Below are 24597 nucleotides of genomic sequence, written 5' to 3' on the forward strand. Positions count from 1 at the left end.
TCAGCGCAGGTCACGGAACGAGATCGTAGGTGACCCACTCGGTCTTCTCGGCGACACGGTCGTAGAGGCGCTGCGCATCGGCGTTGTCGGCGGCGGTGATCCAGCGCACGACCGAGAGCCCCTCGTCGCGGGCGCGGGTCTTCAGGGTCTCGAAGATCGCGGTGGCCGCGCCCTCGCCGCGTGCATCCGGTGTGACGAAAAGGTCGTCGAGGAACAGTCCGCGACTTCCTGCGAGCGGCCGGGAGAACACGCGCACGTGGGCGAGGCCGATCGGCTCGCCGTCGTCGTTGAGCGCGAAATAGGCCTCGAGCTCGTGCGTCGGGTCCGACAGCCAGCTCCAGACGAGCACCGCCTTCTCATCGGTCAGCGGCGTCTCGTAGAACTCGCCGTAGCCGCTGTAAAGGTCAAGCCAGGTGAAGAACTCACCGTCGTCGACGCGGCGCACGGTCGTTGTCATCGGGCCTCCTCGGTCTGGGGGATGGGCGCAAGCAGGATATCGGTCACCACGAGTGCATCGGCGGATTCGAAGCGCACGTCGGCGATTCGTCCGACGGCCTTGAGATCGTCGGCGGCCAGCCGGAGGGCGGCGATCGCCTCGTCGGGGCCGGCGATGACGGCGCTGTCGACCAGGGTCTTCTGCGATGCCTTGGCGTCGGTCTTCGCGCGTCGGATGCTGGTGAGCGCTTCGCTCGCGAACGACAGCACACCGGACTGGTCAGACCACTCTCCCGTGACTTCGGCAGCCGTCGGCCAGGCCGCGTGGTGCACCGAACCGTCGTTGAACCACGACCACGCCTCTTCGGTCGCGAACGGCGCGACAGGGGCGAACAGGCGCAGCAGTGACGAGAGTGCCGTGCGGAGGGCAACGACCGCGGAGACTTGCGCGGGCCCGGCCGTCGAATATGCGCGCTCCTTGACCAGCTCGAGGTAGTCGTCGCAGAACGCCCAGAAGAAGGTCTCGGTCTGCTCGAGCGCCCGCGCGTGGTCGTAGCCGTCCAGCGCGTCGGTCGCGTCGGCGACGACGGCGGCGAGCTGTTGGAGCATGCTGCGGTCGAGCGGCTGGGTCACGAGGCCGAGGTCGTCTGAGTCCGGAGCCTCGAAGCCGAGAATGAACTTCGCCGCGTTGAGGATCTTGATCGCCAGTCGCCGCCCGATCTTGATCTGGGTCGGGTTCTGGGGGTCGAAGGCCGCGTCGGTCCCGAGTCGGCTGGAGGCAGCCCAGTAGCGGACCGCATCCGAGCCGTGCTGTTCCAGGATGTCGAGCGGGGTCACGACGTTCCCCTTGGACTTCGACATCTTCTTGCGGTCGGGGTCGACGATGAAGCCCGAGATCGCCGCGTGGGCCCACGGCGCGACGCCCTGTTCGAGCTGCGAGCGGAGCACGGTCGAGAACAGCCAGGTGCGGATGATGTCCTGGGCCTGCGGACGCAGGTCGAACGGGTAGACGGCGGAGAACAAGGCCTCGTCGCGCATCCAGCCGCCGGCCAGCTGCGGAGTCAGCGAGGAGGTCATCCAGGTGTCCATGACGTCGTGCTCGCCGACGAAGCCGCCGGGCTGGTCGCGCTGGCTCTCGTCGAAGCCGGGGGCGGCATCCGACGACGGGTCCACCGGGAGGCTCTCGGTCGACGGCAGGATCGGCTGGTCGAAGACCGGGTTGCCGTCCGCGTCGAGCGGGTACCAGACCGGGATGGGCACTCCGAAGAAGCGCTGGCGCGAGATGAGCCAGTCGCCGGAGAGACCGCCCACCCAGTTCTCGTAGCGCACGCGCATGAACTCGGGGTGCCAGTGGAGCTCCTTCCCGAGCTCGATCAGCCGGGCACGCAGCTCTTCGTCGCGGGCGCCGTTCTTCACGTACCACTGGCGGGTCGAGACGATCTCGAGCGGCTTGTCGCCCTTCTCGAAGAACTTCACGGGGTGGGTGATCTGGCGCGGGTCGCCGATGAGGTCGCCCGACTCCTTCAGGAGTTCGACGACGGCCTGCTTGGCGGAGAAGATGGTCTTGCCCGCCAGCTGCCCGTACGCCGCCTTGCCCGAATCGGTGGTGATCGCATCCGGGGCCTCGGACACGATACGGCCGTCGAATCCGATGATCGCGCGGTTCGGAAGGTCGAGCTCGCGCCACCACACCACATCCGTGATGTCGCCGAAGGTGCAGATCATCGCGATTCCGGTGCCCTTGTCGGGCTGGGCGAGGTGGTGAGCGAGCACAGGCACCTCGACGCCGAACACGGGCGTCGTGACGGTGGTGCCGAAGAGCGGCTGGTAGCGCTCGTCGTCCGGATGCGCGACCAGCGCCACGCAGGCGGGCAGGAGCTCGGGGCGGGTCGTCTCGACGAACACGGGGCCTGCGGCCCTATGGAACGAGACCCGGTGGTAGGTGCCAGGCTGCTCACGGTCTTCGAGTTCCGCCTGCGCGACCGCGGTGCGGAATGTCACGTCCCAGAGGGTCGGGGCCATGGCCTGGTAGGCCTCGCCGCGCTCGATGTTGCGCAGGAACGCGAGCTGGGAGGTGTGCAGGGACTCGGTGCCGATCGTGCGATAGGTCTGCGACCAGTCGACCGAGAGGCCGAGCGAACGCCAGAGGGCCTCGAACTGCTTCTCGTCTTCGACGGTGAGCCGCTCGCAGAGCTCGATGAAGTTGCGGCGTGAGACCGGCAGCTGGTCGGCGGCCTTGGAGCTCTTGTTGTCGCCCCCTTCGAAGGGCGGCGTGAAGGCGGCGTCATAGGGCAGCGACGGGTCGCAGCGCACGCCGTAGTAGTTCTGCACGCGCCGCTCGGTCGGGAGGCCGTTGTCGTCCCAGCCCATCGGGTAGAAGACGTGCTGGCCACGCATCCGGTGGTAGCGCGCCACGATGTCGGTGTGTGTGTAGCTGAACACGTGCCCGATGTGGAGGGACCCCGACGCCGTGGGCGGGGGAGTGTCGATCGAGTAGATGCACGCCCGGTCCGTTGCTGCCAGGGCACCCGCTCGGTCGAAGAGGTAGGCGCCGTCGGACTGCCAGCGGCCGCCCCATTTGGCTTCGAGCCCTTCGAGGGCGGGCTTGTCTGGCACTGGGGTGGCGGCGCTCATTGCATCTCCGAATCGATATGTGCGGCACCGTGTCAATGGTGGGGTGCCTGAGTGTGCGGTGATTAAAGGGTACCGGACGCTCAGGGGCGCACGCCGAGAGTGCCCGCTCCGCACGAGAGTGCCCTGTACAACAGGCACGCTCGCCCGCAACGGGCACTCTGCTCGGACTGGTCGGTCGGCTACGCGGTGGCAGGCGTGGCCGCGGCCGATGTCTCGGCGGGCGCAGGGAGCGGCAGCTCGTCGATGATCGGCTTGCGCCGGGCGGCGAGTGCCGCCGAGACCAGCGTGATCACGGACATGAGAGCGAGGATGAGACCGGGGTGCCACCAGGCGTTCCCGGTGGCGTGGCCGAGCGTGAGGGTGATGGCCGGGATGAACGCGGTCAGCAGCGCTGCGATGCTGTAGGCCACTGAGAGTGCGCTGTACCGGTTGCGGCTCGGGAAGAGGTCGGACATCAGGCCCCCGAGACCGGCCCAGGAGAGGGTCGGGAGAATGCCGCCGATGATCATGGTCCCGACGAGGATGGGGAACGTCGCGAACTGCAGGAACCAGTACATGGGGAATGTGATGAGGAGCGTTCCGACGGCTCCGATCGCCACGACGCGGGCGGACCCGATGCGGTTGGCCCACACTCCGAACAAGGGGATGGTCACCAGTTGCAGGAGACCGCCGATCGTCGTCGCGATCAGCAGGTCGTTGAAGCTGAAGCCCAGCGTGCTCGTGCCGTAGTTGACCATGTAGGTGTTCATCAGCGAGTACGAGCCGATCCCGAGGACCGCCGCTCCGATCGCGATGACGAACGGGATGGCCGAGTTGCGGAGCACGTCCGCCAGCGGGAACCGGTCGCGGCTGTTGGTCGCCACCAGGTTCTTGAAGACCGGCGTCTCGTCGATCGACCAGCGGAGGTAGAGCGACACGAGCAGGAGCGGAATGGCGGTGAGGAACGGGATGCGCCAGCCCCATTCGGCGATCTGAGCCTGCGTGAGCATGAGCGGCAGGGCGATGAACACGACCGCGCTCAGGATGGAGCCCACCGGGGATCCCAGCTGCGGGAGCGACGCATAGAATCCGCGGCGCTTCGGGTTCGCGTACTCGGTCGCGAGAAGGATCGATCCGCCCCACTCCCCGCCGAGCGACAGTCCCTGGATGAGCCTCAGGAGGACGAGCGCGATCGCTCCGAACCAGCCCGCGACAGCATAGGTGGGCAGCAGCCCGACGAGTCCGGTGCTCACGCCCATGATGGTGATCGTGATGAGCAGCGTCGCCCGACGACCGATGCGGTCGCCGAGGTGCCCGAAGACGATGGCGCCGACCGGACGGATGACGAACCCGGCGGCGATCGTGAGGAACGCCGCGAGGACTCCGCCGAAGGTGCCGAGCGGCGCGAAGAACAGCGGCCCCACGAAGAAGGCGCTGAAGTAGGCGAAGAGGTAGAAATCGTACGATTCGAGCGAAGTGCCCACGAACGACGCGATCGTGACGCGTCGGGCGGTGCCGGGGGTGATCCCTGGACGATCGGTCTCGCTGAAGGTCAGGGTGTCGGATGAACTCACGAACGGTCCTTTGTCTGTTGTCGCTTGTGGCGGTCTTAGTATTTGGATCGGGTCCAATAATAGGCGTGAGGGGGAACGCATGTGTGCAGCCGAACATTCCCGCATTCCTCGCGCCGGCACAGGACGGCCGCGGGCATCCTCCCGGGCCATGCTCGCCGAGGCGGCCGCCGAACTCTTCCTCGAGCAGACCTACGCTGGAACGACCGTGGACCAGATCGCGCAGCGGGCCGGCGTGAGCCGGAACACCTTCTTCAACTACTTCCCGGCGAAGAGCGACGTGCTCTGGTACGAGGTCGACGACAGTCTGCGCAGTTTCGGAGAGATCCTCGCATCCGTCCCCGCTGAGGTACCGGTGATGTCGGCCGTGCGCAGTGCGATCCTGGCGCTCGCGGGCGACTTCAGCCCGGCGAGGGTCCCGATCGCCCTGACCCAGTTCGACCTGATGGGCACCAGTGCCGAGCTCGAGTCTTCGGCGCTGGCACGGTTCACGGCCGTCGTGCGCCAGCTCAGCGGCGACATCGCGCGGCGGCTCAGGATGGGGCCGGGCGCTCTCCAACCGCAGGCGATCGCGACCGCCGTCATCGGTGCCGCGGTCGCGGCGGCCGGGGTGTGGGCGCGCGCCGGCGTTCACCGCGGCGCACTCACGCCCTACGTCGCCGATGCCATCACTCCGGTGTGCTCCGGATACCAGGGGATGCTCGATCGCCAGGCGGCGACCAGCTAGAATCGAAGGCACAGACGTCGACCCGGCCATCACCGGTGAGTCTTCGGAAGAACGGCGCAGCACCTCGCGCCCAGTAGAACCGAACGGGGCTGGCCCGTCACAGCCAACGAACAAGCGGTCGCGCCTGCCGAAGAAGGCAGTCGCGGCAAGCGGGGTGGTACCGCGACTCGCGCCTCGAGCGCCTGGCGTCCTCGTGCAGACACAGAACCTGCCCAGGAGTGAAATGCCGTACCCCAAGTCGAACCCCGGCGACCAGCAGTCAGACGACGCCGCCCGCGGCGTCACGCCGTCGCCGAACTTTCCCGAGATCGAGACCGAGGTCCTCGACTTCTGGAAGAAGGACGGCACCTTCCGCGCATCCATCGACAACCGGGCGGATGCGCCGGAGTGGGTCTTCTACGACGGCCCGCCGTTCGCCAACGGGCTGCCGCACTACGGCCACCTTCTGACGGGCTACGCCAAGGATGTCTTTCCTCGGTTCGAGACGATGCGCGGCCGCAAGGTGGAGCGACGCTTCGGCTGGGACACCCACGGACTGCCCGCCGAGCTCGAGGCGGAACGGCAGCTCGGCATCACCGACAAGAGCCAGATCGAAGAGATGGGCATCGCGGTCTTCAACCAGGCGGCCCGCGACTCCGTGCTGCGGTACACGCGCGAGTGGCGCGAGTACGTGACCCGGCAGGCGCGCTGGGTCGACTTCGACGACGATTACAAGACCCTCGATGTGAACTACATGGAGTCGGTCATCTGGGCGTTCAAGCAGCTGCACGGCAAAGGGCTCGCCTACGAGGGCTACCGGGTGCTGCCCTACTGCTGGCGCGACCAGACGCCGCTGTCCAACCACGAACTGCGCATGGACGACGACGTCTACAAGATGCGCCAGGACCAGACCGTCACAGTGACCTTCCCGCTCGTCGGCGAGAAGGCGGAGGCGCTCGGCCTGACCGCTGTGCGTGCGCTGGCATGGACGACGACGCCGTGGACGCTTCCGACGAACCTGGCGCTGGTGGTCGGCCCGGACATCCAGTACGCGGTCGTTCCGGCAGGACCGAACGGCGCGGCCGACGGCACCGGCGGCCCCGAGCACGAGGACTTCGGCGCGGAGTACCTCCTGGCCGTCGACCTCGTCGGCAACTACGCGAAGGACCTCGGTTACGCCTCGGCGGCGGATGCGCTGGCCGCGATCAACCGGCGTATCCTCGGCTCCGAGCTCGAAGGCGTCCACTACGACAGGCTGTGGGACTACTACGCGGATGTGTCGACGTTCGGCACGCAGAACGCCTGGCAGATCCTCGTCGACGACTACGTCACGACCGAAGACGGCACCGGCATCGTGCACCAGGCCCCCGCTTACGGTGAAGACGACCAGCGCGTCTGCGAGGCGGCGGGCATCCCCGTCATCATCTCCGTCGACGACGGCGCGCGCTTCCTGCCCGTCGTCGAAGACGTCGCGGGACTCCAGGTGTTCGAGGCGAACAAGCCCCTCACCAAACTGCTCCGCGAAAGCGGCCGTCTGCTACGGCAGGCGAGCTATGAGCACTCGTATCCGCACTGCTGGCGGTGCCGCAATCCGTTGATCTACAAGGCGGTGTCGAGCTGGTTCGTGCGTGTCTCCGACATCCGCGACCGGATGGGCGAGCTGAACCAGGAGATCACCTGGGTGCCCGAGAACGTCAAGGACGGCCAGTTCGGCAAGTGGGTGGGCAACGCCCGCGACTGGTCGATCTCGCGCAACCGGTACTGGGGCTCGCCCATCCCGGTGTGGAAGAGCGACGACCCGGCATACCCGCGCGTCGACGTCTACGGGTCGCTGGCGGAGCTCGAAGCCGATTTCGGCACGGTTCCGGTCGGTGCAGACGGCCAGCCCGACCTGCATCGCCCCTACATCGATGAGCTGACCCGGCCGAACCCCGATGACCCGACGGGCCGCTCGACGATGCGCCGCATCCCCGACGTGCTCGACGTCTGGTTCGACTCCGGGTCGATGCCGTTCGCCCAGGCGCACTACCCGTTCGAGAACCACGACTGGTTCGACTCGCACAACCCGGCGGACTTCATCGTCGAGTACATCGGGCAGACCCGCGGCTGGTTCTACCTGCTGCACGTGCTCTCGACCGCGCTGTTCGACCGCCCGGCGTTCAAGAACGTCATCAGCCACGGCATCGTCCTCGGCAACGATGGGCAGAAGATGTCGAAATCGCTGCGCAACTATCCGGATGTCAACGAGGTCTTCGACCGCGACGGCTCGGATGCGATGCGGTGGTTCCTGATGGCCAGCCCGGTGCTGCGCGGCGGCAACCTCGTCGTCACCGAGGAGGGCATCCGCGAAGGCGTGCGCCAGGTGCTCCTTCCCCTCTGGAGCACGTGGTACTTCTTCTCGCTCTACGCCAATGCGAGCCGCGGTGCCGGTGCTGACGGCTACGAGGCGGTCTGGCGCACGGATTCCACTGATGTCCTCGACCGGTACCTGCTGGCGAAGACGCGCGACCTGGTCGAGGAGGTCACGAACGACCTCGAGGCGCTCGACAGCACGCTGGCGGCGGCGAAGCTCCGCGACTTCGCGGATGTGCTCACCAACTGGTACGTTCGCCGGTCGCGAGACCGCTTCTGGACCGGCGTCGTGGACGACGGGGAGAACAGCGAGGCGTTCGACACCCTGTACACCGTGCTCGAGACGTTCGCGCGCGTCGCGGCCCCGCTCCTCCCACTCGTCACCGAGCGGATCTGGCAGGGGCTCACGGGCGGCCGGAGCGTGCATCTGACCGACTGGCCGGATGCCGGGCTCTTCCCGGCGGACGGCGCGCTCGTCGACGCCATGGACCGCATCCGTGCGATCAGTTCGACGGTGCTGTCGCTCCGCAAGCAGGCAGGGCTCCGTGTGCGACTTCCGCTCGCTCGGCTCACCGTCGTCGCTCACCATGCCGGGGCGCTCGTCCCGTTCGAGTCGATCCTGCGCGACGAGCTCAACGTGAAGGCCGTCGACCTGGTGGAGGTGCAGGAGTCCAGCGCAGCCGACTACGGCATCACCAGCAAACTCACGGTGAACGCCCGCGCTGCCGGGCCGAGGCTCGGCAAGGACGTCCAGCGGGTCATCCAGTCCGCGCGAACCGGCGACTGGTCGGAGATCGACGGAGTCGTGACGGCCGGAGGCATCGAACTCGTGGAGGGCGAATACGACCTGGTGCTCGAGACGACTCAGGCCGACGGGCAGACCGGGACGGCACTCGCTCTTCTCCCGAGCGGCGGCTTCGTGCTCCTCGACACGGCGACAACACCGGAGCTGGAAGCCGAAGGGCTCGCGCGCGACGTCATCCGTGCCGTGCAGGACACGCGACGGGCCGCCGGGCTCGACGTGAGCGACCGCATCCGCCTCGACCTCGTCTTCTTCGACGGCGCGGATGCTGCGGCAATCCTGCGTGCATCCGATGTCGACATCGCGTCGGAGACCCTCGCGCTCGAGACGACGGTGAGTCGGCCGGAGACGCACCCATCGATCGACGGGTTCGCGCGCCAGATTCCGTCGGAGTGGCTCGCGAGCGTCGTCGAGCACGACGCGGCCTTCTACCAGGACTTCACCGCCGGCCAGTTCGCAAATGCGGGCCGCTTCATCGTGGCGGTCACCCGATGGGACGGGAGTATCGATGTCTGACGACGAGGACTTCACCGCCGCGGGAGACGCGGTCTACCAGGCGTTGCTCGAGCGACTCGGGGAGGCGAGCCCGCAGCCGCGACTAACCGCGACCAGGCGCGCCGTCGAACTGCTCGGGGATCCCCAGCGGGCGTACCCGATCATCCACGTGACCGGGACCAACGGCAAGACGAGCACGAGCAGGATCGCCGAGAGCATCCTGCGCGCCTACGGGTTGCGCACCGGTCTGTTCACGAGCCCGCACCTGATTCGCTTCAACGAACGGATCATGATCGACGGCCAGCCCATCAGTGACGAGGCTCTCGCGCGCAACTGGGACGACATCCAGCCCTACCTGCAGATCGTCGACAGCGAACTCGAGACGGCCGGCGAACTGCCGTTGACCTTCTTCGAGGCGATGACGGTGCTCGCATTCGCGTGCTTCGCGGACGCCCCTGTGGACGTAGCGGTCATCGAGGTGGGCATGGGCGGCGAGTGGGATTCGACGAACGTCGGCGACGGGCAGGTCGCAGTGTTCACACCCATCTCCCTCGATCACACCAACCGGCTCGGCAGCACGATCGCGGCGATCGCCCGCACGAAGTCGGGAATCATCAAGCCGGCCGCCGATGTTGTGAGTGCGGCCCAGCCGGCCGATGCCCTCCGCGAACTGGAGAAGGCTGCCGAACTCACCGAGTCGACGCTGGCCGTGCAGCCTGCCGCGTTCGAGGTCGTCAATACCGCTGTGGCCGTCGGAGGTCAGCTGGTGACGATCCGCGGGCGCGCCGCGACGTACAACGAGATCTTCCTTCCGCTCTACGGCGATCACCAGGCTCAGAACGCTGCGGTCGCCGTCGCGGCCGTCGAGACGTTCCTCGGGCGCGGCACGATGCCCTTGAACACCGAGCTCGTCGAGGAGGGCCTGGCGGAGGCCACCTCGCCCGGGCGACTCCAGCTCATCGGGATCGAACCGACCGTGCTCGTGGACGCCGCACACAACCCGAGCGGCGCCGCGACACTGGCGGCCGCGCTGCGCACCTACTTCGACTTCGACGAGATCGCGTTCGTGATCGGCGTGCTCGCCGACAAGGACGCGGTCGGTATCATCCGCGAGCTCGCGCCGCTGGCGACGCGGTTCCACGTGACGCAGTCCGGCTCCGAGCGAGCGATCGACCACGAGGTCCTCGGCGACCTGGTGCTCGCCGCCACGAACGCGGAGGCCACGTACGTCTTCTCCGAGCTCGATGACGCGATCGAACGGGCCAGGGACTGGGCCGCGGAGTCGCCTCGGAGGGCCGTCGTCGTGACCGGGTCGATCACCCTCGTCGGCGATGCAATGGCGATCGCCACCGAACGCGACTGGAAGACGGCTTCGTGAGCGACGCACCCGAGACCCCCGGCGCATCCGACGTGCCCGGCGCAGATGCGACCGGAGCTGAGATCGCGCCGGCCCCGCGGCGCGCCCGGCGCACCCGCACCGTGCGGGAGACCCTCGGATCCATCGTCCTCGGCTTCGAGATCATCATCGTGTTCCTCGGCGCCCTCGTGCTGTTCGGGCTCAAGAGCTTGCCGGCGCCGGTTGCACTGGGCGGGGGAGCGGCGCTCGTCGTTCTGATGATCGTCGCCGTGACGCTCCTTCGGTACCCCGTCGGCATCATCCTCGGGTGGGCGGTCCAGTTCATCGTGATCGCCGCCGGATTCCTCGTCCCCGCCTTCTTCATCGTGGGGGCGATCTTCACGGCGATGTGGACATACTGCATGATCGTCGGCGCCAGGCTGGACCGGCAGGACCGTCTCGCCCGCGAAGCCGCTCGGACCGCTACGCCGCGCGACGACCTCGACACCGACAACGAATCCCACCGCGGAACGGAGAAACCAGAATGACCACCACCATCGAAGAGACCCTCGTACTCGTGAAGCCCGACGGCGTCGCGCGCAACCTGACCGGCGAGATCCTCCGCAGGATCGAGGCGAAGGGATACGCGCTCGTCGACATCCGGATGCTCCAGGCCGACCGCGAACTGCTCGCCAAGCACTACGAGGAGCACGAGGGCAAGCCGTTCTACGAGCCGCTCGTCGAATTCATGGAGAGTGGACCGATCGTGGCGATTCGTCTCGCGGGCAATCGGGTGATCGAGGGCTTCCGTTCGCTGGCAGGCGCCACCGACCCGACGACCGCGCTGCCGGGCACGATCCGCGGCGACCTCGCCCGCGACTGGGGGCTGCGCGTGCAGCAGAACCTCGTCCACGGAAGCGACTCGCCGGAGTCCGCGGAGAGGGAGCTGGCGCTCTGGTTCTAGAACCGATGAAGCGCAGCTTCATCGGCGCTGGCGTCGCGGAATCGCCATGCGATTCTTTCAGCTCCAGCGCGGGGCTTGCGCTCTGGTTCTAAGGGAGAACCGGACCTCGCCGCACGTGTTCCGTCTCCCCGCACTGAGTAGACCTCGTGCGGTGACACGGAACACGTGCGGCGAGGCGGTTTAGGCGGAGAGGTCAGAGGCGGTGCAGCCAGTCGAGCTGCACCTGGGCGATGACCGCCACGATGATGTAACACACGAGTGTGATGAGCGGAACCCAGCCGTACCATGCTGCAGCGATCCGCCGGACGGATGCCGGAACGGGTATATTGCCCGTCTTGAGGTTGTAGAGGGTCACCAGCCAGAACGTGGGTATGGTGACCGACCAGGTGAGCATGCACCACGGGCACAGCACGAAGAGCTGGTAGATGCTCGTGTAGATCAGGAAGATCACCAGGGCGAGCGCCAGCACCACGCCGAGGTTGAACAGCATCCAGTACCAGCGTGCGAAGCGGCCACCGGCGAGGATACCGACGCCGACCGCGATGGTCGCCGTCCACCCGGCGATACCGAGGATGGGATTGGGGAAGCCCAGGAGCGAACCCTGCCACGCCTCCAGGTTCTTGCTGCATCCGACGAGCACGCTGATGTTGCACGAGAGCTGGGCGTTCGGGTTCGCGAGCACCGCGAACTTGTCGAGTGTGAGCTGGAACGCCGCCCAGAAGCCGATGAGGCCCATGACTATGAGAGAGACGGCGAGGACAGTCGGGCGTTTGGCTGGCTCAGTCTGGGACACGCTGAAATTATGACATATCACTCTGCGTGTCATCGGGCCGTGCGCACGGACCCGAGTGGGGTCGTGCGATAATTGGAGGGAAGTCTCCCGGGCCGCGCCCGGAGGGGCGCCAAAGAAGGCTTTTTGGGCGTTGATTCGCCCAGCAGTGGTCGGTCAGAGTGACCGGCAGTCAGACATTGAGACAGTGTGATCAGAGCCAAGAGCCGGTCGCACGTGTAAAGGATTGGCGGAACGGCGCGCAGCGTGGTTTCCGCTCTGGAGAGTACCCGGGCAGGTGGCGCGGTCGCCCACCCGGTTGAGGAGTGCACCAGAGATGGTGGAAAACGAAAATACCGAGAACACGCAGACAAACGGGGCGGATGCATCCGCCGAGACGGGATCGAGGAAGCGCACGCGACTCTTCGGGGCACGCAAGTCGTCGAAGAAGACTTCGACCTCGCCGGACGAAGCCCAGCCTGTGACGACCGAGCCGGCGGCCGCCGCCGCGTCACCCGTCAAGGAGCCCACCTCGGCGGCGGGCACGCGCACCGGCGGCACCATAGCCGAACCGCCGACCGCTGCGGACACCCGCGGCGTGGACGAGGCGCAGGAGGAACCTTCGGAGCCGGAGCAGGCGATTCAGGCGGCGCCTGCGGCCCCGCAGCGCCCTGCTACCGCGATCCTCTTCCAGGCCCCCGACATCAAGCCCCTGCCCCCGCTGCCGCGGAGCGTCCGCGATGAGGGCGAGGAGCCCAGCACGGTGCGCCGTCGCGCCCGACGTCGCCCCGGCGACGAGAGCCGGCCCGGTTCGGACGATCCAGCGAACACCGTCGTCAAGGTCCGCGCCCCGCGCGAACCCGAGCTGATCACCGAACCGCAGCGTGTCAAGGGCTCGACCCGTCTCGAGGCCAAGAAGCAGCGCCGTCGTGACGGACGGGACGCGGGCCGCCGCCGTCCGGTCATCACCGAAGCCGAGTTCCTTGCTCGTCGCGAGTCCGTCGATCGCCAGATGATCGTCCGCTCGAAGAACGGCCGGATCCAGATCGGGGTCCTCGAAGACAAGGTGCTCGTCGAGCACTACGTCGCGCGCTCGCAGGAAGCATCACTGATCGGGAATGTCTACCTCGGACGCGTGCAGAACGTGCTGCCGAGCATGGAGGCCGCGTTCGTCGACATCGGGCGGGGCCGCAACGCAGTGCTCTATTCCGGTGAAGTCGACTGGGATGCGGCGGAGACCGGCAACCAGCCGCGCCGTATCGAGCTCGCTCTGAAGCCAGGCGACCGCGTGCTCGTGCAGGTCACCAAGGACCCCGTCGGCCACAAAGGTGCACGCCTGACGAGCCAGGTCTCGCTTCCCGGTCGTTACCTCGTCTACGTGCCGAACGGCTCGATGAACGGCATCAGCCGCAAGCTGCCGGACACCGAGCGCGCTCGCCTCAAGAAGATCCTGAAGGATGTCCTTCCCGAGAACGTCGGCGTCATCGTGCGCACGGCGGCCGAAGGTGCGACCGAGGAGCAGCTGACGCTCGACGTCAACCGCCTCACGGCGCAGTGGGCGGACATCAGCAAGCAGGTCGAGACGGTCCAGGCGCCGGCGCTGCTCCACAGCGAGCCCGACCTCCTGATCAAGATCGTGCGGGATGTCTTCAACGAGGACTTCCAGAAGCTGATCATCGCGGGCGACGAAGCGAAACAGACCATCGAGAGCTATCTGCGCCAGGTCGCCCCCGACCTCCTCGACCGCGTCGAGCCGTACACCGGAGACCGCGATGCGTTCGACGAGTACCGCATCAGCGAGCAGATCGAGAAGGCGCTCGACCGCAAGGTCTGGCTTCCGTCCGGCGGCTCGCTCGTCATCGACCGGACTGAGGCGATGACGGTCGTCGACGTGAACACCGGCAAGTTCGTCGGATCCGGCGGCAACCTCGAAGAGACGGTCACGAAGAACAACCTCGAGGCCGCAGAAGAGATCGTCCGCCAGCTCCGCCTACGCGACATCGGCGGAATCATCGTGGTCGACTTCATCGACATGGTCCTCGAGACCAACCGCGACCTCGTGCTGCGACGACTGATCGAGTGCCTCAGCCGCGACCGCACGAAGCACCAGGTGGCGGAGGTCACGTCGCTCGGTCTCGTCCAGATGACCCGCAAGAAGCTCGGCCTCGGCCTGCTCGAGACGTTCAGCGAGCCGTGCGAGGTCTGCGCGGGCCGCGGAGTCATCGTGCATCACGATCCCGTTGTGAAGCACCGTCCGGCGCAGCAGGCGCCGACCGAGCGTCGCCGCGGTCGTGGCGGCCAGGGCGGACAGCAGAACACGGGAGGCGCTTCGGCTCCGTCGACCACGAACGGTGCGACCCACGCCATCACCGACGATGCGAAGAACGCCCTCGCCCAGATCGCCGCGAGCACGATCCTCGCCCACGCTCATGAGGAGCAGGGCGCGGAGCAGGCGGGCACGAACCAGGCCGCCACGCAGGACGGTGCGGAACCCGTGCACGGCAAGCACGTCGCAGCGACTGTCGACGAGGCTCCGGCCGGGCCGGACGCCATCACAGAGACGGCTGCGGCGCCTGCCGAGCCCGTGGCCATCCTCGATATCCCCGTCGCACCCGCGCCGAAGACGAACCGACGCGTGAAGACCAAGGAAGCCGAGCAGCTGCTCGACTCCGTTCTCGATGCCCTGCCCCAGCCCAAGCAGCCCGGCCAGGGTCGCAGCCGCAACCGCCGGGTCACCACCGCATCCCTGTCGGGCGGGGTCATCGCGCCCGAGGTCACGCGCACCGAGTCGGAGGACTGACCCTAGTCCTGCGTGCGCCTGCGGGCTTCGCGTTCCTTAGCCGGGATGCGGAGCCCGCTGGCCCGCAGCCTCCGCACGAGGTCTTTGCCGCTGACCGCGGTCGCTCCGGCAGCGACGAGCTGGTCGTACCGCTCGGCGGGCACGTCGTAATGATCGAGGTCGAAAGCCCGGGAGCGGATGCCGTTCGCCTCGGCGAAATCGTGCAATTCTGTCAACGACGAATCGCTCACCAGATGCGACCAGAGCGTGCCGTGCGCCGGCCACACCGGGGGATCGATCAGCACCGTCATAGGATGATTGTAGGAACCGGTCGTGCCGGGATGAGTGGGCTACAGCCCGCGCCGCGCCGCGAATTGACCGGGGAAGACCCATCAGGTAAAGTTGACCGTTGGTGTGTGTTGGGCGTAGCCCGCACGTTTGCCATGGTTTTCTGAGAGGTGGAGCGCCGAAAGGGCGGCTCCATTCTCCCCAGTGACTCCCTGAAGAATAAGTAGGAACTGCAGCAGCAGCTTTTCGAAGCGCGGGTGCGGATCCCCAGAGAAAAGGTACGTAAAAGTGGTTTACGCAGTTGTGCGCGCCGGTGGTCGGCAGGAAAAGGTCGAGGTCGGCACCATCGTGACGATGGACCGCATCAAGGCCGACAAGGACGGCAACGTCGAGCTGGCTGCTGTGCTGCTTGTTGACGGTGACAAGATCACCTCCGACGCGAAGTCGCTCGCCAAGGTGAAGGTCACCGCAGAGGTCCTCGGCGACCTTCGCGGCCCGAAGATCGTCATCCAGAAGTTCAAGAACAAGACCGGCTACAAGAAGCGCCAGGGCCACCGTCAGGAGCTCACGCGCGTCAAGATCACCGGCATCGCGTAGCGCCGACCCAAGGCTTAGGAGAAGAAGCAGATGGCACACAAAAAGGGAGCGAGCTCCACTCGCAACGGCCGTGACTCGAACGCCCAGCGCCTCGGCGTGAAGCGCTTCGGTGGCCAGGTCGTCAGCGCCGGCGAGATCATCGTCCGCCAGCGCGGCACGCACTTCCACCCCGGCGTGAACGTCGGCCGTGGCGGAGACGACACCCTGTTCGCCCTCGCCGCCGGTGCGGTCGAGTTCGGCAACAAGGGCGGCCGCAAGGTCGTCAACATCGTGGTCGACGCCTAACACGCACCAGACACACACGGCTTTTCGGATGGGCGAGCTTCGGCTCGCCCATCCGTGTTTGAGCACCTCGGCGAATCCCCGCCACGCAGTACCGTAGTCCCTAACAACAAGCGCACCTGGAGTATCGATGGCAACGTTCGTGGATCACGTGACGTTGCACCTCCGCGCCGGCAACGGCGGCAACGGGTGTGTCTCGGTCCGTCGCGAGAAGTTCAAGCCGCTGGCGGGTCCCGACGGCGGCAACGGCGGCAACGGTGGCGACATCGTGCTCGTCGCCGACCCGCAGGTGACCACACTGCTCGGGTACCATCGCAACCCCCACCGGTCGTCGGACAACGGCGGTTTCGGCATGGGCGATCACCGCAGCGGTCACACCGGTGAAGAGCTCGAACTGCCCGTTCCGCTCGGCACCGTCGTGAAGGATGTCGACGGCAACGAGCTCGTCGACATGAACGAGCCGGGGATGCGCTTCGTCGTGGCTCCCGGAGGCCAGGGCGGCCTCGGCAACGCTGCGCTCGCATCGACCAAGCGCAAGGCACCCGGATTCGCCCTTCTCGGCACTCCGGGGTGGGAGGGCGATGTCAACCTCGAATTGAAGACGGTCGCGGACATCGCGCTCGTCGGCTATCCGTCCGCCGGAAAGTCCAGCCTCGTCGCGGCCATCTCCGCTGCGAAGCCGAAGATCGCCGATTATCCCTTCACGACCCTGCACCCGAACCTCGGCGTCGTCCAGGCGGGAGAGGTCCGCTACACGGTGGCGGATGTCCCCGGTCTCATCGAAGGCGCCAGCGAGGGCAAGGGACTCGGTCTCGAATTCCTGCGCCATGTCGAGCGCTGCAGCGCACTGCTTCACGTGCTCGACTGCGCAACGCTCGAGCCGGGACGCGATCCGCTCAGCGATCTCGACGTCATCCTCGCCGAACTGGCCGCGTATCCGGTGCCGGACGGCCAGGTGCCGCTTCTGGAGCGCCCCCAGCTCATCGCGCTGAACAAGATCGACGTTCCTGACGGGCGCGAGCTCGCCGACTTCGTTCGGCCTGAACTCGAGTCGCGCGGGTACCGCGTCTTCGAGATCTCGACCGTGAGCCACGAGGGCCTGCGTCCGCTGTCGTTCGCGCTCGCGGAGGTCGTCGAGAAGGCCCGCGCTGAGGCGGCCGCCGCCGAACTGGTCAGGCCGCGCATCGTCATCCGCCCGAAGGCCGTCGACGAGGGCGGGTTCGTCGTGCGTGTCGAGGGTGGATCGTTCGGAAACGTCTACCGCATCCTCGGTGCCAAACCGGAGCGTTGGGTCGCCCAGACCGACTTCGCGAACGACGAGGCGGTTGGCTTCCTCGCGGACCGACTCGCCAAACTCGGGGTCGAGGACGAACTCTTCAAGGCCGGTGCCGTTGCAGGGTCGACCGTCGTGATCGGGCACGACAACGGCGTGGTCTTCGACTGGGAGCCGACCCTGACCTCGACCGCCGAGCTCATGACCGCTCCACGCGGTACGGATGCGCGCCTCGACGCCAACCACCGGCCGACGCGCAACCAGCGACGCGAGGAGTACTTCGAGCGAATGGATGCGAAGGCCGAGGCGCGCGCGGAGTTGGTGCGCGAGCGCGAGGCCGGACTCTGGAACGACGACGAAGGTTTCGAGATCTCACGTGAGGAGACCGATCCGGAATGACGATCGCGGATCGCAGCCAGGTTCCCGCCGCGAGACGCGTCGTCGTGAAGGTGGGCTCTTCGTCCATCAGCGGTGACAACGCGGGACAGATCGCCCCGCTCGTCGATGCCCTCGCCGAGGCGCACGGCCGGGGAACGCAGGTCATCCTGGTCTCCTCCGGTGCTATCGCGACCGGCATCCCGTATCTTGCTCTCGATTCCCGACCGACCGACCTCGCCACCCAGCAGGCCGCAGCGGCCGTCGGCCAGAACGTCCTGATCTACCGCTACCAGGACAGCCTCGACCGGTACGACATCGTCGCGGGGCAGGTGCTGCTGACGGCAGGGGATCTCGAGAATCCGACGCACCGCAGCAACGCGCAGCGCGCGATGGAACGATTGCTGGACCTGCGCATCCTGCCCATCGTGAACGAGAACGACACGGTCGCCACGCATGAGATCCGGTTCGGCGACAACGACCGGCTGGCAGCTCTCGTGGCGCTGCTCGTCAAAGCCGACCTGCTGGTCCTGCTCTCCGATGTGGATGCCCTCTACACGAAGCCGCCGCAGGATCCCGGAGCCGAGCGCATCGAGGAGGTCGCGTTCGACGATGCACTCGAAGGCGTCGTGATCGGGTCGACCGGCCTGTCCGGAGTCGGCACGGGCGGCGCGCTGACGAAGGTCTCCGCAGCGCGTCAGGCCGCGGAGGAAGGCACGGCGGTCATCCTCACGGCCACGACCCTCGTCACTGAAGCGCTCCGCGGGGAACGCGTCGGCACCTGGTTCGCCCCCGCGCCGTAGGTTCCACCCTTCCATTAAGCTGGGCTCATGCCCGAGACCACGCTGGACCGCGCAACCCTCTTCGACAAACTGACGGCTGCCAAGTCGGCCTCGATCGTGCTCGCCACGGCGACCACAGCGCGGAAGGATGCGGCACTGTCCGCGATCGCATCCGGAATCCGTCGATCTGCACAGAGCATCCTCGAGGCGAACGAACTCGACCTCGCGAACGGTCGCGAGAACGGCCTGTCCGCCGGCCTCATCGACCGCCTGACGCTGACCGATGCGCGCCTCGAAGGCCTGGCGGATGCCGTCGAACAGATCGTCGGGCTCACCGATCCCGTGGGCCAGGCGGTCCGGGGGAGCGCATTGCCCAACGGAGTGAAGATCACCCAGGTACGCGTGCCGTTCGGCGTGGTCGGCGCGATCTACGAGGCGCGGCCCAATGTGACGGTGGACATCGCGGCGCTCGCCCTCAAGAGCGGCAATGCCGTCGTGCTGCGCGGCGGCAGCGCTGCGATCAACACGAACCGCGTTCTCGTCGATGTGATCCAGTCGGCACTCGCCGGGTCCGGCCTGCCTGCGGAATCGGTTCAGACCATCGACGAGTTCGGGCGCGACGGCGCGACCGAGCTCATGAAGGCCCGCGGCCTCGTCGACGTGCTCATCCCGCGGGGGAGTGCGGAACTCATCTCCACGGTCGTCCTGGAGTCGAAGATCCCCGTCATCGAGACCGGTGCGGGTGTGGTGCACATCTTCCTCGACGAATCGGCCCGTGAGGACTGGGCGGTCGAGATCGTGCACAACGCCAAGGTGCAGCGGCCGAGCGTGTGCAATTCCGTCGAGACGGTTCTCGTCCACTCGGCGGCGGCAGATCGGCTCCTGCCCGCGGTGGCGCGACGCCTGGTCGACGCGGGTGTGACCATCCACGCCGACGAGCGCTCGCGCGCCCTCCTCCCGTTCGCTGTCAGAGCTGTCGATGAGGACTGGTCGACCGAGCATATGAGCCTCGACGTGACGGTCAAAGTGGTCGACTCGATCGATGAGGCCATGGCGCACATCCGCCGCTATTCGACGCAGCACACCGAATCGATCATCACCAACGATCTGCAGAACGCGGAACGATTCCTCGCCGAAGTGGATTCGGCGGTCGTGATGGTCAACGCCTCCACCAGATTCAGCGACGGAGGCGAATTCGGCTTCGGCGCCGAAGTCGGGATCTCGACGCAGAAGCTGCACGCCCGCGGTCCGATGGGCCTCCCAGAGCTCACCAGTACCAAATGGGTCGTGCGCGGCTCAGGTCAGACCAGGGCCTGAGCCACCGCTGACACGCTGCTGGGTGGCCGCTTTGCGAGGACCGGAAGCGTTGGCGCACTAGACTGTGGGATGGCGTTCGCGCCGAGGAAAGGAAGCACCCGATATGTCATTCGCGACGGCCATTGCGGCCCAGACTGAGTCCACGACAGAGCTCTTCATGCCGCCGTGGGGGTTCGGCCTCACCGCCATAGTCATCTTCGCCGTCCTGGGTTTCGTCATCTGGACCTACCGTGACGTCGCCAACCGTCACAGCCACCGGACGGGCCCGCACGCCGCCGAGCACGCGACGGCGCCGGGTGCGACCCACCACGGCACGGGGCACCCCACCGAGTCCGGGCACTGAACCCGGATCGCATGACACTGCCGGAGAAGCGCCGCCCACGCATCGGCGTGATGGGTGGAACGTTCGATCCGATCCATCACGGGCACCTCGTCGCAGCGAGCGAGGTCGCCCAATCGTTCGACCTGGACGAGGTCATCTTCGTGCCGACCGGGCATCCCTGGCAGAAGGGCGACGTCTCGCCCGGCGAGCACCGCTATCTGATGACGGTCATCGCGACCGCGTCGAATCCGCGCTTCACGGTCAGTCGGGTCGACATCGATCGCGAAGGGCCGACCTACACGATCGACACCCTGAGCGACATCCACCGCGCCCATCCTGAAGCCGAACTGTTCTTCATCACGGGTGCCGACGCGATCGCTCAGATCCTCAGTTGGCGCGACGTCAACGAGCTCTGGGCGCTCGCTCATTTCGTGGCTGTGAGTCGCCCGGGACATGACCTGACCATTTCAGGATTGCCGAACCAGGACGTAAGCTTGTTGGAGGTTCCGGCCTTGGCAATCTCGTCAACGGACTGCCGGAGCCGGGTGAGCAGGGGATTCCCTGTCTGGTATCTCGTACCCGACGGTGTTGTTCAGTACATCTCCAAACACCATCTGTATCGGAGTGTGGCATGACTTTGTGGCAAGACCAGCCGCCACAGACACGGCGACAGGCCCGCGAACAGGAGCGCCTGAAGGCTCCCGAAGAGAATGCGCCGGCCTCGTCCCGTCGGGCGGCCACCGTTGAACCGACCCCGGCCGGTGAGATCCCGGCCGTGACCACCCCCTTCGTCTTCGCGTCCGGTCGCGACGCTGCAGAGGCCGAATCGCAGGGAGACTCGGCTCCATTCGGCGCATCGAGTGCGCCCCCGGCACGGCCGAACCTGCCGACCTACGGCACCTCGTTCGACTCTCTGCTTGCCCAGCCGGCGCCCACTCAGAACGAGCCGGACTCGGGGCCGCAGCAGTCGCCGCTCTTCCGCGAAACCCCGGCGGCCGACGCCGTCGAGCCGGTCACCACGCCGGTCGCGCTTGTTCCTGCATCCGAACTCCCTTCGGCTCCCGCGATGACCACGCCGGCGTTGGACGAGTCCGACTCTTGGGTGCCGGAGCGCACCCTCACCCGCCGGGAACTTCGCGCGATGCTCCAGGCTCAGGAAGCGAACCAGTTCGCGGGCGGCCGTACGGACGGGGCAGTCGACGCTGCGTCGCCCGATGGACTTCCATCCACCCAACCGTCGGACGACACCCCCGTCGTCGCAGACCCGCTTGCGGCCCTGTTCGCCCAGAATCCGCCGGAAGCAGAACCTGAGGCGGCCCCGGCGACCGCCGCAGCTCCTCCGATCGCTGGGAGCCCAACGGCTGCCACGGCGTGGCCGTTCGCGCCTCTGACGCCGACGAACTCCGCCCCCGACGCGGCTTCCGAACCGCCGGTCGAGCCGGCACCCGAAGAGAACGTGAGCTTCGGAATCCCGCTTGCTCAGCCGCCCGCACCCGTTCAGCCGGTCGAGTCGATGCAGCCGCCTGCGTATGTGCCTGCATCGGCGACGCCCGCTCCTGTGGCTCCTGTTCAGGATGCACAAGGTAACGCGAACGGCGAGGAGCGCCAGCCCTACCAGCCACCGGTCGGTCATTGGTCGACGGCGGGCGAACTGGACGACAAGAACCAGCAGTTCGACCAGATCCTGTCGCGCAGCGTCGGGGCATCCGGTGCAGCGACGACGACGAACGCGCTCATCCTGCCGGTCGTTCCCTCCGCGCCCGACGCGACGGGACCGCTGACGAGCACGGGAGAGATCCTGGTGACAGGGTCGATCGACCTGCCGCGCGGACTCGGTTCGACTGGCCAGCATCCGGACCGCTTCGACACGTCGGACATGGACCGCATGTTCGAACAGGACGAGAACGAGTTCAACACCTCCGACGTGGCTCCGATCCGGGCATCTCGCGCGGTCAGCACGCACACGTCGACCCGCGGGGTCATCACTCCGCCCAAGAAGCGCGGTGGCCGTCTCCCCGTCGTTTTGTCCATCACGGCGGCGGTCCTCGCCATCGGGGTCGTTGGACTCCTGGTCGCCGGCTACATCCTGAAGGTCTTCTGATCATTTCCCTCATCTGTTCCGCAGTCCTGGTGGCACACGCGTGACCGCCTCCGATCGTTCCATCGAGATCCTGCAGGTCGCTGCACGCGCCGCGGACTCGAAGGGCGGCGACGATCTGGTCGCGCTCGACGTGTCCAACCCGCTGCCGCTCGCCGACATCTTCCTGCTCGTCACCGGCCGCTCCGAGCGCAACGTCGTCGCCATTGCGAGCGAGGTCGAAGACAAACTCAACGAGGCGGGCGTCAAGACGCTCCGTCGCGAAGGCAAAGCCGAGGGCCGGTGGATCCTCCTCGACTTCGGAGACCTCGTCGTGCACGTGTTCCACGAAGAGGACCGCATGTACTACGCGCTCGAACGGCTCTGGAAGGACTGCCCGGTCGTCCCACTCGAACTGCCGGTCCACGAGTCGGCCGAATAGCCGATCGGCACGCTCGCCGCGCTGCTCAGTTTTTGCGTGCGCGCCGAATGTAGTAGTCTGAGGAGGTTGTTTCCGAGAGATCGAAAACAGCGTCTGGGTCTGTGGCGCAGCTGGTAGCGCACCTGCATGGCATGCAGGGGGTCAGGGGTTCGAGTCCCCTCAGATCCACCAAAATCCCCTGATCAAACTCCATTTTGGTCAGGGGTTTTTCGCGCTTGTTGGGCACGTTCGTGCCCTGCCGATGCGCTCATCCCCTGCGCACCGACGACGCGATTCCGAGTGCGAAATCTCGGACCGCGATGCCGGTCCGGCGATTCGGCACCAGAAAACGTGAGGCCACGCCCGCCCCGCGCTGAAAGTGCCGGACGCGCCGGCGATGTGTTTTCTCGTAGGCGGCGAAGGCTGGGTCGTGGTCGTCTGCGAACGCAGCCAGCGCATCCGCGAGCGTCTTGCCCGCGACGATCGCGTTGCTGGATCCCTCGCCGAGGAGCGAGAGGCAGTCGGCGGCATCGCCGAGCAGGGCGATGCGTCCCCTCGACCAACGGGGAACGGTGATTCGGGTCACGGCGTCGAAATAGACGTCGTCCGCAGCGCGCCACCGGTCCAGCATGGCCGGCGCCAGCCACCCGGCGCCGGCGTATGCCTTCTCCACCATCCTGCGGCCCGCGTGGAGGTCCCGGTAGTCGAACGTGCCGGAGTGGCGGAAGATGAAGGCGGCCCCTGGTCGTCCGCCCGCCGGGTGTATGGCCAGCAGCCGCCCGGGCTCGTTGTAGAGCAGCACCCGGGTGGGGTCGGCGATGTCGACATCGGTCCGCACGGTGCCGATGAAGAGGCCGAACGGTCGCGCGTAGTCCGCCTCGCGCCCGAAGACGAGCCGCCGGACGTTCGAGTGGAGGCCGTCGGCGCCGAACACGAGGTCGAAGCGTGCCGGTCGCCCGCGTTGGAACTGCACGTCGACTCCAGAGGCGTCCTGGTCGAGCGTGGTGATCGAGTCGTCCTCGATGATGCGGACCTCGTCTTGCGCGGCACCCAACAGTGCCGCGGCGAGATCCGCCCGCGCGACCTCGACGTCGGGCGGTCCGTCCGGCGGTGACGGCCGCTGGGTGCGGATGGTCGCTTTCACGTGGCCGTCGCGATCGACGAAGGCTGCGCGATCCACTCGGGTGTCCGCCGCACGCAGACGCGACTCGAGGCCCATATCGCGTGCGATGATCGCAGCGTCTCCACGCACATCCACCGGGTTGCCGCTCGAGCGACTGGACCCGGACTTCTCGACGATGGTGACAGCCCATCCTGTTCGGGCGAGCCAGAAGGCGAGGGATGCCCCCGCGATGCCCGCGCCGGAGATGAGCGCATTCTTCGTCGTCATCGTGTTCTTTCGTAGGTCAGCGGAGGTCTTCGAACTGTTCACGTTCCTGATCACCGTTGAACCACTTCGCGATGACCCGGATGCAGTCAGGCGCGTTCGGATCGCGGCGCACCGTGAACGTGGTTCGTTCCCCGTGGGCGAGGTCGAATGGTGGAGCATCAGCGGCCGTGATCCACTGGTTGTCGTCTTCGATCTCGGTCCGGAGCCAGAGGAGTTGCCACGAGCCGGTGTTGTTCGTCACCGTCCAGAGCTTGTTGCCGTCGGCGTCGGGGGCGGATTCGAACATCCACGGTTTCGCGAGCGCCGCTTGTTTCTCGAGCGTCGTCGCGATCCGTTGCTGGGCCTTCGCGGAGTCCTTCGCGCTGCTTGCAGCGAGTCTCGAGGCTTCGAGCGCATCCATCTTGAAGGTGTTCGCCTCGTCGCGCGCGCCACGCGCGTCGACCGCCTGAAGGATCGCGACGGCGGCTGCGATTCCGGCGACGAGGAGGATCCCCAGATTGATCCAGTTGGACGTGTCCATGGTCGGCTCGCTCTCCCGTGCTGCATCCACGCCGATCGATTGCTCGGTCGTTGCCTGTCTAGCCCTCGACGGACCTGTTGCACAAGGCTGGGATGGATGCCAGGGTCAGCCGGATCCGCAGGCGATGAGGC

The 24597-nt window shown here is 67.0% G+C and carries 22 protein-coding genes and 1 tRNA gene; 16 read left to right on the forward strand and 7 right to left on the reverse strand.

Annotated features, from left to right (window positions below):
- Positions 1 to 10: 10 nt before the first annotated feature.
- The 3 genes from ACV7NN_RS00540 to ACV7NN_RS00550 form a co-directional block, all read right to left on the reverse strand.
- Positions 11 to 457: an N-acetyltransferase family protein gene (locus tag ACV7NN_RS00540; protein WP_463347656.1), complete on the reverse strand. Its 447-nt coding sequence runs from the start codon at positions 455 to 457 to the stop codon at positions 11 to 13.
- On the reverse strand, positions 454 to 3069 hold the full coding sequence (gene valS / locus ACV7NN_RS00545) for a valine--tRNA ligase (RefSeq protein ID WP_463347657.1): 2616 nt from the start codon (positions 3067 to 3069) through the stop codon (positions 454 to 456). Before valS ends, ACV7NN_RS00540 begins: the two co-directional genes overlap by 4 nt.
- A 179-nt stretch (positions 3070 to 3248) precedes the next feature.
- Positions 3249 to 4622, reverse strand: coding sequence for an MFS transporter (locus tag ACV7NN_RS00550; protein WP_463347658.1), 1374 nt, complete (start codon positions 4620 to 4622; stop codon positions 3249 to 3251).
- Between the two features lie 79 nt (positions 4623 to 4701).
- On the opposite strand from ACV7NN_RS00550, the gene ACV7NN_RS00555 reads away from it, so the two are divergent.
- From ACV7NN_RS00555 to ndk, 5 genes are all read left to right on the forward strand, one after another.
- Positions 4702 to 5346: a TetR family transcriptional regulator gene (locus tag ACV7NN_RS00555; RefSeq protein WP_463347659.1), complete on the forward strand. Its 645-nt coding sequence runs from the start codon at positions 4702 to 4704 to the stop codon at positions 5344 to 5346.
- 223 nt (positions 5347 to 5569) lie between these two features.
- On the forward strand, positions 5570 to 8995 hold the full coding sequence (ileS, locus tag ACV7NN_RS00560) for an isoleucine--tRNA ligase (protein WP_463347660.1): 3426 nt from the start codon (positions 5570 to 5572) through the stop codon (positions 8993 to 8995).
- Positions 8988 to 10352: a bifunctional folylpolyglutamate synthase/dihydrofolate synthase gene (locus ACV7NN_RS00565; protein ID WP_463347661.1), complete on the forward strand. Its 1365-nt coding sequence runs from the start codon at positions 8988 to 8990 to the stop codon at positions 10350 to 10352. The genes ileS and ACV7NN_RS00565 overlap by 8 nt, the downstream gene beginning before the upstream one ends.
- Entirely contained in the window at positions 10349 to 10858 is a 510-nt protein-coding gene (locus ACV7NN_RS00570) for a DUF4233 domain-containing protein (protein WP_463347662.1), read from the forward strand. Before ACV7NN_RS00565 ends, ACV7NN_RS00570 begins: the two co-directional genes overlap by 4 nt.
- On the forward strand, positions 10855 to 11274 hold the full coding sequence (ndk, locus tag ACV7NN_RS00575; protein WP_463347663.1) for a nucleoside-diphosphate kinase: 420 nt from the start codon (positions 10855 to 10857) through the stop codon (positions 11272 to 11274). The genes ACV7NN_RS00570 and ndk overlap by 4 nt, the downstream gene beginning before the upstream one ends.
- 193 nt (positions 11275 to 11467) lie before the next feature.
- Here ndk and ACV7NN_RS00580 read toward each other — a convergent pair whose 3' ends face one another.
- Positions 11468 to 12010, reverse strand: coding sequence for a vitamin K epoxide reductase family protein (locus ACV7NN_RS00580; protein ID WP_463351201.1), 543 nt, complete (start codon positions 12008 to 12010; stop codon positions 11468 to 11470).
- Positions 12011 to 12380: 370 nt separating this feature from the next.
- On the opposite strand from ACV7NN_RS00580, the gene ACV7NN_RS00585 reads away from it, so the two are divergent.
- Positions 12381 to 14843 (forward strand): Rne/Rng family ribonuclease, encoded by a 2463-nt coding sequence (locus ACV7NN_RS00585; RefSeq protein ID WP_463347664.1) that lies wholly within the window; start codon positions 12381 to 12383, stop codon positions 14841 to 14843.
- Between the two features lie 2 nt (positions 14844 to 14845).
- Here ACV7NN_RS00585 and ACV7NN_RS00590 read toward each other — a convergent pair whose 3' ends face one another.
- Positions 14846 to 15133: a DUF4031 domain-containing protein gene (locus ACV7NN_RS00590; protein ID WP_463347665.1), complete on the reverse strand. Its 288-nt coding sequence runs from the start codon at positions 15131 to 15133 to the stop codon at positions 14846 to 14848.
- Between the two features lie 265 nt (positions 15134 to 15398).
- Between ACV7NN_RS00590 and rplU the strand changes: the two genes are divergently transcribed.
- The 10 genes from rplU (at position 15399) to ACV7NN_RS00640 (ending at position 22748) form a co-directional block, all read left to right on the forward strand.
- A complete protein-coding gene (gene rplU, locus ACV7NN_RS00595) occupies positions 15399 to 15707 on the forward strand; it encodes a 50S ribosomal protein L21 (protein ID WP_163289947.1) in 309 nt (102 codons plus the stop codon).
- Positions 15708 to 15737: 30 nt separating this feature from the next.
- Positions 15738 to 15992: a 50S ribosomal protein L27 gene (gene rpmA / locus ACV7NN_RS00600; RefSeq protein WP_163289946.1), complete on the forward strand. Its 255-nt coding sequence runs from the start codon at positions 15738 to 15740 to the stop codon at positions 15990 to 15992.
- 127 nt (positions 15993 to 16119) lie between these two features.
- Positions 16120 to 17661, forward strand: a complete 1542-nt coding sequence (gene obgE / locus ACV7NN_RS00605) for a GTPase ObgE (protein WP_463347666.1) — start codon at positions 16120 to 16122, stop codon at positions 17659 to 17661.
- Positions 17658 to 18440 carry a glutamate 5-kinase gene (proB, locus tag ACV7NN_RS00610; protein WP_463347667.1) on the forward strand — a complete coding sequence of 261 codons (783 nt, stop codon included), beginning with the start codon at positions 17658 to 17660 and terminating at the stop codon, positions 18438 to 18440. Before obgE ends, proB begins: the two co-directional genes overlap by 4 nt.
- A gap of 27 nt (positions 18441 to 18467) precedes the next feature.
- Positions 18468 to 19736 (forward strand): glutamate-5-semialdehyde dehydrogenase, encoded by a 1269-nt coding sequence (locus ACV7NN_RS00615; RefSeq protein WP_463347668.1) that lies wholly within the window; start codon positions 18468 to 18470, stop codon positions 19734 to 19736.
- 103 nt (positions 19737 to 19839) lie between these two features.
- Positions 19840 to 20079, forward strand: a complete 240-nt coding sequence (locus ACV7NN_RS00620) for a hypothetical protein (RefSeq protein WP_463347669.1) — start codon at positions 19840 to 19842, stop codon at positions 20077 to 20079.
- A gap of 11 nt (positions 20080 to 20090) precedes the next feature.
- Positions 20091 to 20693, forward strand: a complete 603-nt coding sequence (gene nadD / locus ACV7NN_RS00625) for a nicotinate-nucleotide adenylyltransferase (protein ID WP_463347670.1) — start codon at positions 20091 to 20093, stop codon at positions 20691 to 20693.
- The gene (locus ACV7NN_RS00630) at positions 20690 to 22159 is read left to right on the forward strand and encodes a hypothetical protein (RefSeq protein ID WP_463347671.1); all 1470 of its coding nucleotides are present in this window, start codon (positions 20690 to 20692) and stop codon (positions 22157 to 22159) included. Before nadD ends, ACV7NN_RS00630 begins: the two co-directional genes overlap by 4 nt.
- 40 nt (positions 22160 to 22199) lie before the next feature.
- Entirely contained in the window at positions 22200 to 22577 is a 378-nt protein-coding gene (gene rsfS, locus ACV7NN_RS00635) for a ribosome silencing factor (protein WP_463347672.1), read from the forward strand.
- Positions 22578 to 22672: 95 nt separating this feature from the next.
- Positions 22673 to 22748 (forward strand) — tRNA-Ala (locus tag ACV7NN_RS00640).
- Positions 22749 to 22824: 76 nt separating this feature from the next.
- On the opposite strand, the gene ACV7NN_RS00645 is transcribed toward ACV7NN_RS00640, so the two are convergent.
- Both ACV7NN_RS00645 and ACV7NN_RS00650 read right to left on the reverse strand, forming a co-directional pair.
- Positions 22825 to 23946, reverse strand: a complete 1122-nt coding sequence (locus ACV7NN_RS00645) for an FAD-dependent monooxygenase (RefSeq protein ID WP_463347673.1) — start codon at positions 23944 to 23946, stop codon at positions 22825 to 22827.
- A gap of 16 nt (positions 23947 to 23962) precedes the next feature.
- On the reverse strand, positions 23963 to 24496 hold the full coding sequence (locus ACV7NN_RS00650) for a hypothetical protein (RefSeq protein ID WP_463347674.1): 534 nt from the start codon (positions 24494 to 24496) through the stop codon (positions 23963 to 23965).
- Positions 24497 to 24597: the final 101 nt, after the last annotated feature.

The organism is Leifsonia sp. Ger2509 (assembly GCF_055231915.1).